This is a genomic window from Pseudooceanicola profundi, assembly GCF_050897955.1.
Lineage (GTDB): Bacteria > Pseudomonadota > Alphaproteobacteria > Rhodobacterales > Rhodobacteraceae > Pseudooceanicola.
In genome coordinates, this window is record NZ_JBPAXZ010000001.1 from 787483 (window position 1) to 804598 (window position 17116).

At 65.6% G+C, this 17116-nt stretch carries 19 protein-coding genes; 5 read left to right on the top strand and 14 right to left on the bottom strand.

The genetic code is table 11. The features are described from left to right. Nucleotides 1-3: 3 nt before the first annotated feature. The 6 genes from fabF to ACRARG_RS03855 all read right to left on the bottom strand — a co-directional run bounded on the left by fabF (nt 4) and on the right by ACRARG_RS03855 (nt 6496). A complete protein-coding gene (fabF, locus tag ACRARG_RS03830) occupies nt 4-1263 on the bottom strand; it encodes a beta-ketoacyl-ACP synthase II (RefSeq protein ID WP_432688651.1) in 1260 nt (419 codons plus the stop codon). A 280-nt stretch (nt 1264-1543) separates the two neighbouring features. Further along, on the bottom strand, nt 1544-2593 hold the full coding sequence (gene speB / locus ACRARG_RS03835) for an agmatinase (protein WP_432688652.1): 1050 nt from the start codon (nt 2591-2593) through the stop codon (nt 1544-1546). 58 nt (nt 2594-2651) lie between these two features. Then, nucleotides 2652-3338, bottom strand: a complete 687-nt coding sequence (locus ACRARG_RS03840) for a GNAT family N-acetyltransferase (protein ID WP_432688653.1) — start codon at nt 3336-3338, stop codon at nt 2652-2654. Then, nucleotides 3335-3820 carry a MarR family winged helix-turn-helix transcriptional regulator gene (locus ACRARG_RS03845; RefSeq protein WP_432688654.1) on the bottom strand — a complete coding sequence of 162 codons (486 nt, stop codon included), beginning with the start codon at nt 3818-3820 and terminating at the stop codon, nt 3335-3337. Before ACRARG_RS03845 ends, ACRARG_RS03840 begins: the two co-directional genes overlap by 4 nt. 247 nt (nt 3821-4067) lie before the next feature. Next, nucleotides 4068-4301, bottom strand: a complete 234-nt coding sequence (locus ACRARG_RS03850; RefSeq protein WP_043747637.1) for an acyl carrier protein — start codon at nt 4299-4301, stop codon at nt 4068-4070. A gap of 386 nt (nt 4302-4687) precedes the next feature. Further along, the gene (locus tag ACRARG_RS03855) at nt 4688-6496 is read right to left on the bottom strand and encodes an ABCB family ABC transporter ATP-binding protein/permease (protein WP_432688655.1); all 1809 of its coding nucleotides are present in this window, start codon (nt 6494-6496) and stop codon (nt 4688-4690) included. A gap of 91 nt (nt 6497-6587) precedes the next feature. On the opposite strand from ACRARG_RS03855, the gene ACRARG_RS03860 reads away from it, so the two are divergent. Further along, complete coding sequence (locus tag ACRARG_RS03860) at nt 6588-6977, top strand: ArsR/SmtB family transcription factor (RefSeq protein ID WP_432688656.1); 390 nt, start codon at nt 6588-6590, stop codon at nt 6975-6977. Here the strand turns inward: ACRARG_RS03860 and ACRARG_RS03865 are convergent. Further along, nucleotides 6950-8734, bottom strand: coding sequence for a LysM peptidoglycan-binding domain-containing protein (locus tag ACRARG_RS03865; RefSeq protein WP_432688657.1), 1785 nt, complete (start codon nt 8732-8734; stop codon nt 6950-6952). The two genes, ACRARG_RS03860 and ACRARG_RS03865, sit on opposite strands and share 28 nt — an antisense overlap. A gap of 131 nt (nt 8735-8865) precedes the next feature. Here ACRARG_RS03865 and ACRARG_RS03870 point away from each other — a divergent pair, with 131 nt between their 5' ends. Next, on the top strand, nt 8866-9429 hold the full coding sequence (locus tag ACRARG_RS03870; RefSeq protein WP_432688658.1) for an LOG family protein: 564 nt from the start codon (nt 8866-8868) through the stop codon (nt 9427-9429). Nucleotides 9430-9471: 42 nt separating this feature from the next. Here the strand turns inward: ACRARG_RS03870 and ACRARG_RS03875 are convergent, their stop codons facing one another. Both ACRARG_RS03875 and ACRARG_RS03880 read right to left on the bottom strand, forming a co-directional pair. Continuing rightward, on the bottom strand, nt 9472-9930 hold the full coding sequence (locus ACRARG_RS03875; protein WP_432688659.1) for a host attachment family protein: 459 nt from the start codon (nt 9928-9930) through the stop codon (nt 9472-9474). Then, nucleotides 9930-10157: a hypothetical protein gene (locus ACRARG_RS03880; RefSeq protein WP_432688660.1), complete on the bottom strand. Its 228-nt coding sequence runs from the start codon at nt 10155-10157 to the stop codon at nt 9930-9932. The genes ACRARG_RS03875 and ACRARG_RS03880 overlap by 1 nt, the downstream gene beginning before the upstream one ends. Before the next feature lie 144 nt (nt 10158-10301). On the opposite strand from ACRARG_RS03880, the gene ACRARG_RS03885 reads away from it, so the two are divergent. Together ACRARG_RS03885 and ACRARG_RS03890 are read left to right on the top strand one after the other, a co-directional pair. Then, on the top strand, nt 10302-10670 hold the full coding sequence (locus ACRARG_RS03885) for an ArsR/SmtB family transcription factor (RefSeq protein ID WP_432688661.1): 369 nt from the start codon (nt 10302-10304) through the stop codon (nt 10668-10670). Next, entirely contained in the window at nt 10660-11196 is a 537-nt protein-coding gene (locus ACRARG_RS03890; protein WP_432688662.1) for an SRPBCC domain-containing protein, read from the top strand. The genes ACRARG_RS03885 and ACRARG_RS03890 overlap by 11 nt, the downstream gene beginning before the upstream one ends. 54 nt (nt 11197-11250) lie before the next feature. Here ACRARG_RS03890 and ACRARG_RS03895 read toward each other — a convergent pair whose 3' ends face one another. Together ACRARG_RS03895 and ACRARG_RS03900 are read right to left on the bottom strand one after the other, a co-directional pair. Continuing rightward, nucleotides 11251-11649: a GFA family protein gene (locus ACRARG_RS03895; RefSeq protein ID WP_432688663.1), complete on the bottom strand. Its 399-nt coding sequence runs from the start codon at nt 11647-11649 to the stop codon at nt 11251-11253. Then, entirely contained in the window at nt 11649-12248 is a 600-nt protein-coding gene (locus ACRARG_RS03900; protein WP_432688664.1) for a superoxide dismutase, read from the bottom strand. Before ACRARG_RS03900 ends, ACRARG_RS03895 begins: the two co-directional genes overlap by 1 nt. 224 nt (nt 12249-12472) lie before the next feature. On the opposite strand from ACRARG_RS03900, the gene ACRARG_RS03905 reads away from it, so the two are divergent. Next, a complete protein-coding gene (locus ACRARG_RS03905) occupies nt 12473-12889 on the top strand; it encodes a DUF1801 domain-containing protein (RefSeq protein ID WP_432688665.1) in 417 nt (138 codons plus the stop codon). Between the two features lie 133 nt (nt 12890-13022). Here the strand turns inward: ACRARG_RS03905 and ACRARG_RS03910 are convergent, their stop codons facing one another. Genes ACRARG_RS03910 through ACRARG_RS03920 form a run of 3 tightly spaced genes read right to left on the bottom strand, consistent with a single transcriptional unit; the run spans nt 13023 to nt 16966 of the window. After that, complete coding sequence (locus ACRARG_RS03910) at nt 13023-13580, bottom strand: sarcosine oxidase subunit gamma (RefSeq protein WP_432688666.1); 558 nt, start codon at nt 13578-13580, stop codon at nt 13023-13025. Further along, entirely contained in the window at nt 13573-16578 is a 3006-nt protein-coding gene (locus ACRARG_RS03915) for a sarcosine oxidase subunit alpha family protein (protein ID WP_432688667.1), read from the bottom strand. The genes ACRARG_RS03910 and ACRARG_RS03915 overlap by 8 nt, the downstream gene beginning before the upstream one ends. A gap of 58 nt (nt 16579-16636) precedes the next feature. Beyond that, nucleotides 16637-16966, bottom strand: a complete 330-nt coding sequence (locus ACRARG_RS03920) for a sarcosine oxidase subunit delta (RefSeq protein ID WP_432688668.1) — start codon at nt 16964-16966, stop codon at nt 16637-16639. Nucleotides 16967-17116: the final 150 nt, after the last annotated feature.

The window sequence follows — 17116 nt, forward strand, 5'->3', positions numbered from 1 at the left end:
GTCTTACCGGACCTTTCCGAAGATGATGGAGGCATTGGTGCCGCCAAAGCCGAAGGAATTCGACAGGACCACGTTGATCTCCCGTTCTTCCTTGACGTTGGGCGCGAGCGACAGCATCGGCGCGACCTCCGGATTGTCGAGGTTGATCGTGGGCGGTGCCACCTGGTCGCGCAGGGCCAGGATGCCGAAAATCGCCTCGATCGCGCCAGCGGCGCCCAGCAGGTGGCCGGTGGCGGATTTGGTGGAGGACATGGTGGCCTTCCTGGCCGCATCGCCCATCAGCCGCTCCACCGCGCCCAGCTCCAGCGTATCCGCCATGGTCGAGGTGCCATGGGCGTTGATATAGTCGATATCGGCCGGCGTCAGACCAGCGCGTTCGATCGCTGCCTTCATGGAGCGGTAACCGCCATCCATCGTCTCATCCGGGGCGGTGATATGGTAGGCATCGCCCGAGAGGCCATAGCCCAGGTATTCGCCATAGATCTTGGCGCCGCGCGCCATGGCATGTTCGTAGTCTTCCAGCACGACCACCCCCGCGCCCTCGCCCATGACAAAGCCGTCGCGGTCCTTGTCATAGGGGCGGCTGGCGCGTTTGGGGTCGTCTGCGAACTTGGTCGAGAGCGCCTTGCAGGCGTTGAACCCGGCGATCCCGATCTCGCAGATCGCGGCCTCGGCCCCGCCGGCAACCATCACATCCGCATCGCCCCACTGAATGAGCCGCGCCGCGTCGCCAATGGCATGGGCGCCGGTGGAACAGGCGGTCACGACGGCATGGTTCGGGCCCTTGAAGCCGAACTTGATCTGCACCTGACCCGAGATCAGGTTGATCAGCGCACCGGGGATGAAGAACGGCGACACGCGGCGCGGCCCCTTCTCGGCCATCAGCAGCGTGGTCTGTTCAATGGACTGCAGCCCGCCGATGCCGGAGCCGATCATGACACCGGTGCGCAGACGGCTTTCCTCGTCCTCGGGCGTCCAGCCGGCGTCGCGCACGGCCTGGGTGGCGGCGGCGATCCCGTAGAGGATGAAATCATCGACCTTGCGGCGCTCTTTCGGCTCCATCCAGTCGTCGGAATTGAAGGTCCCGTCGGAGCCATCGCCCAGCGGCACCTGCATGGCATATTTGGTGGTCACCCGCTCCGGATCGAACCGTGTGATCGGGCCCGCGCCCGACTGACCGTCCAGAATACGCGACCAGGTTTCCTCAACCCCGCTGGCCAGCGGAGTCACGAGCCCCAGCCCGGTGACAACGACACGACGCATGGATACTGCCCTTCCAAAATTTCCGTCAGATGCTCTTACCCCACGCGCTTGCGACGGGGCAAGAGGGCGCAGGGCGGATCTCCGCCCGTCCCTGACCCAGAGGCGCGCCCCTGCGGGGCGCATTCTTCTGGCTCAATCGGGGGGCGCTGCCCCCCGGCGCCCCTCCTGTCGGAGGGCCGCTCCCCCCGGGATATTTCCGGCAAGAAAAAGCGCCGGCCCCTTGCTTTTTCTTGCTCTAAATATCCCGGGGTGAGGCCGCAGGCCGAGGGGCAGCGCCCCTCTATATCTTCGGTTTCAGAGCCATCAGGCAAGCAATCTCGAAGAGGATCTGAGCCGCCGCCTGGGCCGTGTTGGAGGTGGGATCATAGGAGGGCGCGACCTCGACCACATCGCCGCCCACGATGTTCATGCCCTTAAGCCCGCGCAGGAGTGTCATGACCTCGCGCGGCTCAAGCCCGCCGACCTCGGGCGTGCCGGTTCCGGGAGCATAGGCCGGATCGAGGCTGTCGACATCGAAGCTGACATAGGTGGGACCCACGTTGATCACCTGTAGCGCTTTTGAAATCACGCCTGGCAGGCCGATCTCGGCCACCTCTTCTGCATGGATCACCGTCATTCCGCTTTCGTAGCTGAATTCCCACAGGAAATCGCCGCCGCCCCGGATGCCGATCTGGATCGTGCGGGTCGGGTCCAGCGCGCCTTCCAGAACCGCCTGCCTGAAGGGACCGCCGTGGTGGAACTTGGTATCCTCATAGACGCCCGAGGTATCGGCGTGGGCATCGATATGCACCATGCCGACGGGCCCATGTTGCTTGGCAAGCGCCGCCAGGATCGGGCGGGAGATCGAATGGTCCCCGCCCACCGAGAGCGGGATCAGCCCCGCCGCCAGCACCTTGTCATAGCAGGCCTCGATATCCTCGTGGCAGGAGGTCAGGTCATAGCGAGACCGCATCGGCACATCGCCGATATCGGCAAAGCGCAGCGTCTGGAGGGGGGCGCAGTCGAGCACGCGGTTATAGGGGCCGATCCGCTCGATCTCCCGCACCGCTTTGGGGCCGCGTCGCGATCCGGCGCGGTTGGTCACGCCCAGGTCCATTGGCACCCCGATGAGCGCCACATCGATCCCCTCGACCGGGTGCCCCTCCATCAGCGCCGTCATCGCTTCCGCCCGGAAAGGGGCGTCGAGCAGGGTCGAGACGCCGGCAAAGGGCCAGGCCCGCCGCCCGCCGTCAAAGACCGCATCGGCCACCCGTTTCAGATGCGGGACCCGGAACACCGTCCCCTTGTCATTGCCGTAAAGCGCGCGCAGTTCCTTGAGCGATAGTACCATGGCTGCCTCCTCTGGGACGGGTCAAGATGAGCTTGGCGCGCCGGGAATGGCAAGGGGGTCAGTCGGCGGGCGCCTCCAGGCGCCGCATAAAGGCCACCTGCATCTCGGCCCGCGGCACAAAACCCAGCGATCCGTAGAGCCCAATGGCCGCCGCATTGGTCGCGAAGGCATGCAGGAAGGCCGTACCACCCTCGGACTGGATCACCCCGGCGACATGTGCAGACAGGCTCCGGGCCAGCCCCCGCCCGCGCATCTCCGGATGCGCGCAGACGCCGCTGACCTCGGTAAAGCCGTCGCAGGCCATGCGTTCACCCGCCATGGCAACGAGGCGCCCGGCCTCGTGAATGCCCCAGAACCGGCCAAGCTGCAGCGCGCCCAAGGTGAAAGGCCCGGGCTTGGTCAGCTCTGCCAGGGCCAGCATGTCCGGCGCGTCCTCCGCCGTGAGCGGCCGGATGCGCGGATCACCAGCGGGCGCGAAGGATGTCTCTGCCACCATCTGGAGACCCTGAGCCCGGGCGAGAACCGTAAAGCCCGGCAGGTCGGGCACCAGCCCCGTTTCGAGAAAAGCCACCTGATCGCCCGGCGCGACCAGCCGCGCAAGGGCGCCGGGTTCCGCCGGGGATGTGGTGGCAAAGGGCACGATATCGGGCCGGTAGCAGGCCGCCTCGCCGGACCACAGGCCAAAGGGCCGGTGCCGGGAGCTGAGCGCCGCCCGGGCGGGCATGTCGAGCGGATGCGGGGTCATCTGGTCTCTCCTCTTTGCGACAGCGGCCTGTCGGCCAGCCGGTCTTCCATTTGGGCCAGCTGATCCAGCAGCTCTGGTCCGAACCCCTGACAGAGCTCTTCCATCGCGGCGGCGACCCTTTGCCAAGCGCCGGCGCGCGCCTCTGCCACCAGCGCGGAGCCCCGCGCGGTCAGGGCGACCTGGCGCACGCGGGCATCCTCCGGCGCCGGGGTTATCGCGATCACCCCGAGTTTGGACAGGCTTGCCAGATTGCGGGTCACCCCGGGCTGGCTGACCCCGAGCGCCGCACTGATCTGGCCCACCGACTGCGCCCCCGCCTCATCCAGCAGGTTGAGGAGCGGATGGCAGCCCGCGGCCACGCGCGGCTCCAGCCCGTCCAGCAGAACCTGTGTGTCGGCCTGCAATCGCTCGCCCAGACGGCGCAGGCGAGAGCCGAGCACGAGAAGACCAAGGGCACGGAGGGCATCAGGTGAGTCATTCATGGTTATATAACAGGGTATATAATTGCCGGAGGCAAGGGGTATTCTGATGCGGACCGGTCACATCACGCCAGAGCCTGTCACAGGCGTGACGGACATCGGACCGAAGGGTGAGGGACACGGGACAAGGGACCAGCGAAGAGGCCGCCGGCATAAGGCCCGGGTCACACCACATGGATTGTTGCAAAAGAAAACCCCCCGCCGGGAGGCAGGGGGTCTGTCGTGTCACCTGGCAAGGCGGCCTGAAGGATCAGGCGGCTTCCTTGATGAATTTCACGGCGTCGCCGAAGGTCTGGATGTTCTCGGCGGCGTCATCGGGAATCTCGATGCCGAACTCTTCTTCGAAGGCCATGACCAGCTCGACGGTGTCGAGGCTGTCTGCGCCAAGGTCGTCGATGAACGAGGCGTTCTCGGTCACCTTGTCTTCTTCCACACCCAGATGCTCGACGACGATCTTCTTCACGCGCTCTGCGACATCGCTCATGGGATTATCCCCTCATATCTCTGTGGGCCTGCGCCCGGTTCTGCCCTCGCCCCGAACAAACCTGCCTGGGGTCGTGCCAAAGTGCCCCGGAGGGCGGTTGCTTCCCGCGGAATGCGGGATCCCGCAAGATGCGAGAGACCGTGCTCACGTTCCCGTGCGCCCGGCTGGTCTGCGCCGCCTATATCACATGGTTCAGGCGACGCAAACGGATTCCAATTCGCAGGATATGGGGGAATTCGGCGGTATTCCAAGCCCTTTTCGTTTTGGAATGACGCGACGGCGCTCTGGTTTATCTGCCGGGCCGGGTGCGGGCCCGGCCGCTGCGCCGTGAGTATTTTTACCAAGATGAAGCCGGGGGGCGGTTGCGGGCGGAGGGGGAGCGCGTCTCAGGCCGCCTCTGCCTCCTGCCGGGCCCAGAGACCGGCGTAGCGGCCGCCGAGGGTCAGGAGCTGGGCATGGGTGCCCTCCTCCACCACGCGGCCATCCTCCAGCACGACGATGCGGTCGGCATCGGCCACGGTCGAGAGGCGATGCGCGATCATCAGCACGCTGCGACCCTGCCCGGCGCGTTCCAGCGCCTCCTGAATGCCGCGTTCGGTTTCGGTATCGAGCGCCGATGTCGCCTCGTCCAGCAGCAGGATCGGCGGGTTCTTGAGCAGCGCCCGGGCGATGCCGACGCGCTGCTTCTCGCCGCCGGAGAGCTTAAGACCGCGCTCGCCCACCTTGGTATCATAGCCTTCCGGCAGCGCGGCGATGAAATCGTGGATACGGGCGGCCTTGGCGGCGGCCTCGATCTCTGCCTGCGTGGCGCCGTCGCGGCCATAGGCGATGTTATAACCCACGGAATCGTTAAAGAGCACCGTGTCCTGCGGCACCACGCCGATCATCTCATGCAGGCTGTCCTGGGTGACGTCGCGCACATCCTGCCCGTCGATCCGCACCGCGCCGCCTGTCGTGTCGTAGAAGCGGAAAAGCAGCCGGCCGATGGTGGATTTGCCCGCCCCCGAGGGGCCGACGATGGCCAGCTTTTCGCCCGGGTTCACGGTGAAGGAGACGCCTTTGAGGATGGCGCGGGCCGGGTCGTAGCCAAAGGCCACATCGTCGAATTCGACCTTGCCGCCGGAGGGCAGAAGCGCGGGCGCGCCGGGCTTGTCCTGGATCTCGGACGGCTGTTCCAGCAGGCCGAACATCTCGCCCATATCGACCAGCGCCTGACGGATTTCGCGGTAGACCCCGCCGAGGAAGTTCAGCGGCATGGAGATCTGGATCATATAGGCATTGACCATGACAAAGTCGCCCACGGTCAGCGTCCCATTGGCCACCCCCATGGCCGCCATGACCATCACGCCGACCAGCCCCAGCGTGATCAGCAGGGTCTGGCCGAAGTTCAGGAAGGCCAGCGAATAGGCGGTCTTGAGCGCCGCCGTCTCATAGCCCGCCATGGCGCGGTCATAGCGCGCGGCCTCCCGCCCCTCGGCGCCGAAATACTTGACCGTCTCAAAGTTGATCAGGCTGTCGATGGCCTTTTGATTGGCATCGGTATCCTGATCATTCATCTGCTTGCGCAGGGTCACGCGCCATTCCGTGACCTTGAAGGTAAAGGCGACATAGGCGGCGATCACCACGGCCACGACAACCAGATACCAGATGTCGAAGGCGAGCCAGAGCACGACGCCGACCATAAAAAGCTCGATAATCAGCGGCCCGATGGAAAACAGCAGGAAGCGCAGCAGGAAATCGACGCCCTTCACCCCGCGTTCGATGATCCGCGACAGCGCGCCGGTCTTGCGGGTGATGTGGTAGCGCATCGACAGGCGATGCATATGCTGGAACGTCTCAAAGGCCAGCTGGCGCAGGGCGCGCTGGCCGACCCGGGCAAAGACCACGTCGCGCAGCTGCTGAAAGCCCGTGCTCATCAGCCGGGCCATGCCATAGGCCACCGTCAGCGCCACCGCGCCCAGCCCCATCAGCCATTCCGCGCTGTCCCCCTCGCCCGCCAGCGCATCGACGGCGGCCTTGTAGAGAAACGGCGTGCCGACCGCGACCGCCTTGGCCGTGATCAGGATCAGCAGCGACCAGATGACCCGCTTGCGGACCCAGGGCGCATCCTTGGGCCAGAGATATGGCAGCACCTTGCGGATGATCTCCCGCCCGTTGTCGGGCGTCTCGGTCGTGGTCAGCGGCATGCGGCGCATCGGCGGTCCTTCGGGCTTGCCCGGGCGCCCGGGCTGGCGTATCTGTTTGTTCAACACTTCATGAATTGTTGAACGGAGACCTAGTCCGATCATGCAGGAGACACAAGCCCTTGCCGCGCTTTCCGCGCTTGCGCATGAGACGCGGCTGCAGATCCTGCGCCTGCTGGTGCCGCATGGCGGGGACGGCATGGCGGCCGGAGAGATCGGCGCGCAGGTCGCCTGTTCCGCCTCCCGCCTGTCGTTCCACCTGTCGGCGATGGAACAGGCCGGTCTGATTGCGGCGCGGCGCGACGGGCGGCGGGTGATTTATTCGGCCGAGCGGCGTCAGATCGGCGGGTTGATCCACTATTTGCTGAACGATTGCTGCGCCGGCGATGCCACGGTGCGGGGCTGCTGTCAGGCCGGCCATCAGGCGCAGGGCCACGGGCATGGTCACGCCCATGGCGTGCTGCCTCACTGCTCCGGCAGCTCAAACACCTGACCGGGATAGATCAGGTCCGGATCACGGATCAGGCCCTTGTTCGCCTCGAACACCTTCACATAGAGCAAACCGTCGCCGTATTTCCGCGTCGCAATGGCCCAGAGCGTAAAGCCCGGCTGCACCGTCACCTGCGACTGGGAGGCAAGCGCCGCAAGCTCCGGCGCCTCGCGTTTGAAGGGGGTTTCGACCCGGCTGGCGACCTTGCCATCCGCGCCGAGCGAGTCGATGCGCAGGTTGTAGACCCCGGTATCGACCTCTGGCAGGGCGGTGCGCCAGATGCCGTCCTGGCCGATCCGGGATTCAGAGACCGGCGCCCCGTTAAGATAGATCCGCACCAGTTGCCCGGTCACGCCCCGGCCCGAGAGCTGAACATCACCCAGATCGGAATAGCTGATCGCGTCGATCGCGACCGTATCGGACTGGCGCGGCGCCGAGGATTGCAGCACCGTCACGCCATCGTCTGACTGAAGCAGAACGGTCGGGCTGACAGCCGCCATCTGAGCTGAGGCCGCATCCGCATCCCCGCCTGCGCCAGCTCCGGCCTCCGACGTTGCAGCGCTTTGTTCCGGAACTGTCGTTCCGTCGCCATCCGCCGCGGCCGCGGCGACGGCCTCTGCTCCGGCTGTTGCCGGGCTGGAGGTCGACGCGACGCCCGCCGTGGTGGTCGCATCGGCAGTGCCGGCGGCCGTGGTATTGCCCCCCGTCGCATCGGCGGGAACAGCAGAGCCCGACGGATCTGTAGAGGTTGCGGCAGTCGTGACAGGCGCGTCGCCCGCGGTGCCCTCTTGTGCGGCGCCGGTTGATGCCGCGCCCGTCGATGTCGCGCCCGTCGCCTCCGGCGCGGCGGCCATGACTGTCGGCCCCAGAATAACCTGGTCGTTGGAGGAAAGCGCCATCTCCTCCGTGCCGGTCCTGAGCGTCAGGACCCGGGGCAGATCGCTGGGCGGGAGGTCGAGGAAGACCACGAACTTGCCATCCGGACCGGCGATTTCCGTCGCCACGACCTCTCCGTCGATCAGGACATCGACCGGCATGTCAGGCTGCGCCTGCCCCGCGATCAGGCCGGAGCCATCGGGTTCCACCCGGACCACGTCGATCCCGGGCGCCTGACCCGGCGCGGTGGAAGTCGGCGTATCTCCTGCGGCATCGGGCGTGGCCTCTGCCGTGTCTGTCGTGTCGGTCGGCGCGGCAGCGCTGTCCGTATCTGTGGCGACAGACGTGTCTGACGCGCCGGTATCTGTTGCTGCCGTATCCGTCGCCGCAGTATCCGTTGTATCCGTATCCGTCGCGGCAGTATCCGTTGTATCCAAATCCGCAGCGCCGGTATCGGCGACAGACGGGCTCTGGGCGCCCTGCTCCACCGGTTCAGTCTCAGCCGTAACGACCGCGCCACCATCGGCATCCTGCACGGCACCGGCATCCGGCTGTTCCGCACCCAGATCGCCGGCCGCATCCGCGGTCTGTGACCCGCCCTGCTGTCCGTCGGCCGCCGCGTCCGGGCTTGTCCCCGAGGCCATATCAGTCGCGGAATCCGTCACGGACCCGCCCGACGCAGTACTCCCGGCCTCAGTCCCGGCGCCACCTGTCCCCGCGTCAGACGCATCCGTGGACGACCCCGAGGGCAAGGCGGCCGAGACCGTCCCCTCCGCCGTCCCGGGCTCCGACCGCCACGCGCCAAAGAAGACCTCCCCCAGCAGCGCCAGCCCGACAACGGCCACGCCGGCAAAAACGCCCGAAACTACGCCTTTGAATGCCACCTTTTCCGAGCTCCCGATGCTGGCCTGTGCCGGGTGCGGCGCATAACACCTTCCCCGCGGTTGAGCGTGTATATCAAAGAAGCTATGCACGGGTCAAAACTCCTGTGCATTCAATCAGAAAGGGTTGCCGAATGTCCTCAGCAGACTCTGCCCGCTCCGTCTGTGTTTTCTGCGGATCACGCCCCGGATCACGCCCCGACTATGCCGTCGCCGCCGAAACGCTGGGCCAGGGGCTGGCCGGGCTGGGCTGGCGGCTGGTCTATGGGGCCGGCGATGTCGGCCTGATGGGCCTGACCGCGCGGGCGGCCCAGACCGCAGGCGGAGAGACCTTCGGCGTCATCCCGGTTCACCTGATGAACATGGAAGTCGGAAAACGCGATCTGACCCGGTTCGTCGTGACCGAGAACATGCATGAACGCAAGAAGGTCATGTTCATGAATTCCGACGCGATTGTGGTTCTGCCCGGCGGCGCCGGCACGCTGGATGAATTTTTCGAGGTCCTGACCTGGGCCCAGCTGGGGCTGCATGCAAAACCCATCGTTCTTTTGAACATCACAGGTTTCTGGGATCCGCTGGTGACGCTGATCGACCATATGATTACACAGGGTTTTGCCGATGCCTCGCTGCGCGGGCTGATCCATGTTGCGGGCGCCCCCGACGAGGCTCTGGAGTACCTGCGGGAGCGCCTGACCTGACGCCCGGCATGGAGGCGAGACGTCAAGACCTGACTTTGGGGATCAGGCGGCTTTCAGCGCCGCCTCGATCTCGTCCAGAGGGTGGTTTGTAAGGGTCTTGGGCACCTCGGCAATCACCTTGTCGGCAACCTCCTTGTGCAGAACCTTGCGCAGCTCGCCCAGCGTCTTGGGCGGCGCGACCAGAACGATCCTGTCGAACCGGCCCTTGTGCGCCTGCCTGTAAAGCAGATCGGCCAGATCATCGGCGAAGCGTTCCTTGGCCAGCTCGTGCCAGTCGGTATCATCCAGGGCAGAGCGCTGGCCCACCCCGGTGTCGTTCATCCGGCCGGGCCGGTTGGCGGACTGGTCGATATCTTTAGGATTGTCCTGTTCTTCCTTGCGCACCACCTCCAGATGCGGGTCCTGCCCGTCCGTGAGGTTGCGCAGGAAGAGCGCCTTTTCGCCATCGGCGATCAGCACCCAGGCGTCGAACGGAATGCCGTCGGTCAGTACATCTTTCATCACACCTTCTCCTTGTCGCCGCTGCTGTCCTGATCCTGCGCCAGAGGCCGCGTCGCTCCGGCCGAGGTCTCGTCCAGCCGCTTCTTCTCATCGCGGGAGCCAACCTTGCGCTGCAGCTCCCCGCCCTTCGCGCCCTGATGGTCCGGGGCGTTGAGGGTTTCGGGGGCCTGGCCGAGGATCTCCTCGGTCTCCCGGCGCATGTCCTGTGATCTGTGGCGCTCTGCCATATCTCGGGTCCTCCTTCAGTCTGTCCGGCATTGTGCCGGAGCGTTGAGGGAAAAACGCGCGGGCTGTGCGGCGGTTCCGGCCCGGCCCGTCACGGCGGTGCAATTCCGCTTGACCGGCATCCACATATGTAGCAATGTAACTACATGACTACATATGACGAAGATACAGAAACCGATGCCGTCTTTGCCGCGCTGGCCCATACCAGCCGCCGCCGCATGCTGGACATCATCCGCGATCAGCCCGGCCTGACCGTCGGCGCGCTGGCCAGTCATTTCGACACCAGCCGGATCACGGTGATGAACCACCTCGCCACCCTGACGGAAGCGGGTCTGGTGATCAGCGAAAAACACGGGCGCGCCCGGAACCTCTATCTGAACGCCGCGCCGATCCATGCCATCCACCAGCGCTGGATCGACTCCTATGGCGCCTACTGGGCCGACCAGGCCCTGACATTAAAATCCATGGCGGAAGCCGCCCATCAGCACAAAAAGGACTTACAAGATGATGACTGATCTCCGCACGGCCACCGGTCCCGGCGTTCACCGCACCCGCACCTTCATCAAGGCCCCGGTGGACACCGTCTGGTCGATCCTCGTCGCCACGGATCGCGCCCTGCCCTTCTTTTTCGGCGCGGTATGCGACACGACGGAGGGGCTGAAACCCGGCGCCCGGATGCGCATGGTCCATCCCAACCGCCGGATCGCCATGGTCGTGGGAGAGGTGCTGGCGTTTGAGCCGCCGCATCTTTATTCCCACACCTTCCGCATGACCCATATCGACGAGGGCCCGGCCACCGTGACCTACCGGCTGACGGAGGCAGAGGGCGGCACGCAGTTCGACCTGATCATCGAAAACGCCCCGGCGGGCGGAAAGCTGGAAAAACAGATGCTGGGTGCGCAGAAATTCATTGGCGGCAATCTGCGGGCGCTGGCGGAAACCGGCCGCCCGGCCTTTTCCGGCCGCATGGTCGGCTGTATGTCCCCGGTCATGGCGCTGATGTCGAAGCCTGTCCAGCGGATCGAGAACTGGCCGCTGTGAGATTGTGCCGGGGCCGGCTGTCCGGCCCCGCACATGCTGGCAACCGGCCCGCTGTCAGAACCACATGTCGCGGACGCGCCGGTCATCAAAGGTGAAATCTTCAAAGGAATGCAGTGCGTTGAGGTGCTCGACCTCGATATCCGCCACCTCCTCCGGCTCTGCCAGACGCAGGTTGACGGCCATTCTGCGGCGCCCGTCCTGATCCGTGCCGCGCCCCCGCCAGGCCGCCACGCAACCGCAGGTCCGGCAAAAGAGCACGTCGAGCATGGGATCGCTGGCATCCGCCCGCGCATAGGCGGTCACGTCACCGTCGAGGCGGACCCCATGGCCTTCGTATCCGTAGGCCCAGAGGGTCCCGTAGCGACGGCACAGGCTGCAGCTGCAGGCCGTCGCGCAGTCAGGGCGGTCCGCCAGTGTCCAGCAGACCGCCCCGCAATGGCAGGTGCCGCGCATCACATGCGGGAGGCGACGTTTTCCCAGTTCACCAGCTTGTCGAGGAAGTTCGACAGGTAGGCCGGGCGCTTGTTGCGGAAGTCGATGTAGTAGGAATGCTCCCACACATCGCAGCCCAGGAGCGCGGTCTGGCCGAAGCAGAGCGGGTTGACGCCGTTCTCGGTCTTGGTGACCTTCAGCGCGCCGTCGGTGTCTTTCACCAGCCAGGCCCAGCCGGAGCCGAACTGGCCCGCACCCGCGGCGGAGAAATCTTCCTTGAACTTGTCGACCGAGCCAAAGGCCTCGACCAGCGCTTTTTCCAGCTCGCCGGGCATCTTGCTTTCGCCCGGGCCCATCATTTCCCAGAACTGGTTGTGGTTCCAGTACTGCGAGGCATTGTTGAAGATGCCGTTCTGCGCAACCGCCTTGGGATCATAGGTGCCCTTGATGATCTCTTCGACGGATTTGCCTTCCCATTCGGTGCCGGCAATCGCCTTGTTGCCGTTGTCCACATAGGCTTTGTGGTGGATATCGTGGTGATATTCCATGGTTTCCTTGGACATGCCGAGATCGGCAAGCGCGTCGTGGGCATAGGGGAGGTCGGGGAGTTCAAAGGCCATGATAAGGCTCCTTTTCCTGAGAAATTCCGTCTGCCCCTACATGTTACCCCGATCGGGCGAAGGTCAAGGGGGGGCCGGTGGCGAACCGGGTGCACCCCGCCTGTGCAGCAGCGCGCGGAACCCGCCGCCGGCCGCCTGTGGCCACCTCTCGCTGTCCCACATTGTCTGGAGACCGGCGGGAGCCGACCTGTTAGACTGGCCGGGACAGGCGGAGCACTGGACCGATGACGCGACATTCTTCTCAACCGGCAGAGGTCGCGGCGGCCTTTGCCGCCTTTCCGCCCCCCGAGCGCGCGACCCTGTCGCGGCTACGGGACATGATCCTTGAGGTCGCCTCGGATATGCCGGAGGTCGGCCCCCTGACCGAAACCCTGAAATGGGGCGAGCCCGCCTATCTGACGCAGGCCACCGGCAGCGGCAGCACCCTGCGACTGGGGCGAATGCCGAAAGAGCCCGGCAAGGTCGCGATTTTTGTCAATTGCCGTACGGTCCTTGCGGACCGGATGCGCGCCCGGTTCCCGGAGATCGAGATCTCGGGCAGCCGGGCCATCGTCATGAAAACCGCGGACCCGTTGCCAGAGGCGATGCTGCGGGAATGTATCGCGCTGGCCCTGACCTATCACCGCTGGAAGGACCGCTGATCCGCATGGACCCGTCGGCGGGGATGGTGGGATGGGGGGCGTGGCCCCCCGTCCCTTTGGCACGCCTGCCCAAGCAGACAAGCGCCGCCTAGTGTGTTGGCCGAAGACAGGATATTTTCGGCAAGAAAAAGGATCAGGACAGGGCCGGGCCCGTCGCGGCATTGACCAGCAGATCGTAAGTATATTGCGCGGTGGAGCGGAAAGAGATCAGCTCCAGCTGCCCCGGGGCGGGCATCCAGATGGCGGCCGCGACCTGGGCCAGCCGCGTGCGGCGGATCTCTCCGGGCATGACACGGGACATGTCGACCGGGGCGAGCCGGGCGAGCGTGTCGCGGAGCGCCGCGTCGGGACCTGAGAGCCGGAACAGGCAGCGCGCATCGGACATATCCGCCACCAGCGAATGTGCCGTACCAAGCGCCTCGGTCAGCGCTGTGCTGGTCGCGCTCAGATCCGCGCGGGGCAGGATCAGCAGCAGCTCGTCCGGGCTCATCCAGGCGAGGCGGCGGGCGCCGTCGATCGTGACCTGACGCTGATCCGGGACCGAAAGCCCCGTGGCCGTGGCAACGGCGCCCGTGATGGCCGCGTCATCCAGCCGGCCACGGATCGTCAGCATGCCTTGCGGCGCGGCCTCTTCGATGGTGACGGTGCGCTTGTGGACGGCACCGCCGAGCGGGAGTGCAAGATCAGACATTCTGTTTTACCCCTTCCTTGTCGAAGAACACTGGGTCGACGATCCTTGCCGCCACGGACCCGCCCGCGAGCGTATTGAACTGCAGCGTCTCGCCCATCCGGTCCGGCCCGTTCAGCACGAGGCCCATGGCAATGCCCTTGTTCAGGGTTGGCGAATGGTAGGTCGAGGTCACCCGGCCCTGCGTCTTCCGCTGTCCGTTGCTGTTCTGCCCCTCCGCCAGCGCCAGCGCGCCATCGGGCAGGACGGAGCCATCCAGCGTTTCCAGACCGACCAGTTTCCAGCGGTCCGCCCGGGTCATATCCGACCGTTCCTGCGCCCGCTTGCCGATGAAATCGGTCTTCTTCTTGGAGATCGCCCAGTTCAGGCCGAGGTCCTGCGGAATAACCGTTCCGTCTGTCTCGTCGCCGATCATGATAAAGCCCTTCTCGGCCCGCATCACATGCAGTGCCTCGGTGCCATAGGGGCAGACATTCCAGCCCGCGCCCGCCTCCATTAGCGCATCCCACAGCGCCTGCCCCTGAGAGGCCGGCACGGCGATTTCATAGGACAATTCGCCGGAGAAGGAGATGCGGTAGACCCGCGCGTCGATGCCGGCCAGGGTATGATCCTGGAAGGTCATGAACGGGAATTCTGCATCCGAGATGCCGGAGGCGCCGAGCTTTTCCAGTGCTGCGCGGGCCTTGGGGCCGACCACGGCGACCTGGGCATATTGTTCGGTCGCATTGGCCACGTAGACCTTCCAGTCCCACCATTCTGTCTGCAGCCATTCCTCCATATGGGCATGGATACGGTCCGCGCCCCCGGTGGTGGTATGGCAGAGGAAGGTGTCCTCGTCCCAGCGGGCGACAACACCGTCATCCATCAGGAAGCCGTTCTCGGAACACATCAGCCCGTAGCGGCATTTGCCGGGGGCGAGGTTGGACATCATGTTGGTGTACATCATGTCCATGAATTTCCCGGCATCCGGGCCCTTCACGATGATCTTGCCCAGCGTCGAGGCGTCGAGCAGGCCAAGCGCGCCCCGGGTCTGGTTGATCTCCCGCGTCACGGCGGCATGGCGATCCTCCCCGGCCTTGGGGAAGCAATAGGGACGACGCCAGGCGCCAACCGGTTCGAAATCCGCGCCATTGGATTCGTGCCAGGCGTGGATGGGCGAGCGGCGCAGCGGCTGGAAGACGCTGCCCCGCGCCTGCCCCCCGATCGCCCCCATGGAGATGGGCGTATAGGGCGGGCGGAAGGTCGTCGTGCCGACCTGCGGAATGGGCGTATCCAGCGCCCCCGACAGGATAGCCAGACCGTTGATATTGCTAAGCTTCCCCTGATCCGTCGCCATGCCGAGCGTGGTGTAGCGCTTGGCATGTTCGACCGATTCGAACCCCTCCTGCGCGGCGAGCTGGATATCGGTCACCTTCACGTCGTTCTGGTAATCGAGCCAGGCCTTCGCACGCAGATCCCGCTTGGCGGATTCGGGCATCAGCCAGACCGGCTTGATCGGGTTTTCGTGGCGGGAGGTGAAGCCCTCCGGCGGAAGCGCGGAGCCGGGATGACCCACGGCCTCTGCCGCCCGCGCGCCGGCGGCGGCGGCATCGGCCAGTGCGGCACCAGTGTCGAGCAACCCGTTGGCCGTGCCCGCCGTGGTGACAAAGCCCAGCCCGTCGGCACCCGTCGGCGGGCGGTCGGCATCGGGGCGGAACATGGCCTGATGGTCGTCCCAGACCAGTTTGCCGCCGCAATGCGACCAGAGATGCACCACCGGGGACCAGCCGCCGGACATGGCGACGGCATCACAGGCGATTTCCTCCACCGGGGCGCCCTCGCCCACCTGACGGCAGATGACGACGCCGGTGACGCGCTTGCGGCCCTTCACCTTGGCGATGCCATGCGCCTTGAGCACCCGGATGCCAAGCGCCTCGGCCTTGGTGCCCAGATCCCCGGCGCCGCCGACGCGGGCATCGATGATGGCGGGAACCGACAGACCGGCCTCCGCCAGCTTGATCGCGGTCAGATAGGCATCGTCGTTATTGGTCACGACCACGGTGCGGTCACCCACGGACACACCGTATTGCACGAGGTAATCGCGCACGGCCCCCGCCAGCATCACGCCCGGCAAGTCATTGCCTGCAAAGGACAAAGGACGTTCGATGGCGCCGGTTGCGGTGATGATCTGCCCCGCCCGGACCCGCCACAGGCGGTGGCGCGGGCCCTGTTTCTGGGCGTCGGGCAGATGGTCGGTCAGCCGTTCATAGCCCAGCACATAGCCGTGGTCATAAACGCCCGCCCCCATGCAGCGCAGCCGCAGGGTGACATTCTCCATCCCCTTCAGCTCTGCCACCAGCGCGGCGACGGCATCAGCCCCGGCCGCGCCTTCGTCGACGGGGGCACGGCCGCCCCAATGGGCCTCCTGCTCCATCAGCGTGACGCGGGCGCCACCGGCGGCGGCGGCGCGGGCGGCGGTCAGACCGGCAAGGCCCCCGCCGATCACCACGACATCGGCGAAATGGTAGTAATGCTCATAGGTGTCGAGGTCTTCTTCCTTTGGCGCCTTGCCGAGGCCGGCAGACTGCCGGATGAAGGGCTCGTAGACATGTTTCCAGAAGGCGCGCGGCCAGAGGAAGGTCTTGTAATAAAAGCCCGCAGGCAGGAAACGCGACAGTTTCGCATTCACTTCGCCGACGTCAAACTCCAGCGACGGCCAGTGGTTCTGCGACTGCGCCTCCACGCCCTCGAAGACCTCCTGCATGGTGGCGCGCTGGTTCGGCTCGAACCGCCCGCCGGAGCCGATGCCGAGCAGCGCATTCGGCTCTTCCGTGCCCGACGACACCAGCCCGCGCGGGCGGTGGTATTTGAACGACCGGCCCAGCATCATCTGGTCGCTGGCCAAGAGCGCAGAGGCAAGCGTATCGCCCTGATAGCCCTTGAAGCTGCGCCCGTTGAAGGTGAACCGCACGGGCGCCGTACGGTCGATGCGGCTGCCGCCGGTGGAAAGCCTCGTGCTCATGCCCTGCCCCCGAAATCAAAATCGAGATTGATGTTGCGCGTCATGGTGTTGTGGAAGGTCACGCGAAATCCCTCCAGCGCCAGCCGGGACGTTTCTCCCGGATTTTTTCCAGCAGATCCTCGGGCGGCGTGGTGGATTGCGCCTTGTAGACCCCGAAGACCTCCAGCGTGGCGGTGTCACGCGCCGCGTGGAACCACTTGCCGCAGCCATAGACATGCCGCCAGCGTTCGAAATGCACGCCGCGCGGGTTCTCACGGTGAAAGAGGTAGCCCTCCAGCGCCGCATCGTCGGACCCGGGCCCCTCGCGTTTCAGATGCGCCTCCCCGCCGCCGTGGAACTCCGTCTCTTCGGCGGTCACGCCGCAATAGGGGCATGTAAGGATCAGCATGGGGCCTCCTTTTGCGCAACGTGCTGTTGCGCAACAAAAAAAGGCCGGACGCGCGAAGCGCCCGGCACAGTTGACAGGTAAGGGACAAGGGAAAATACGGGTGCCGTATCGTTCCCAGGCAGTGGAGAAGAAACACCCGCCACGGCGGTT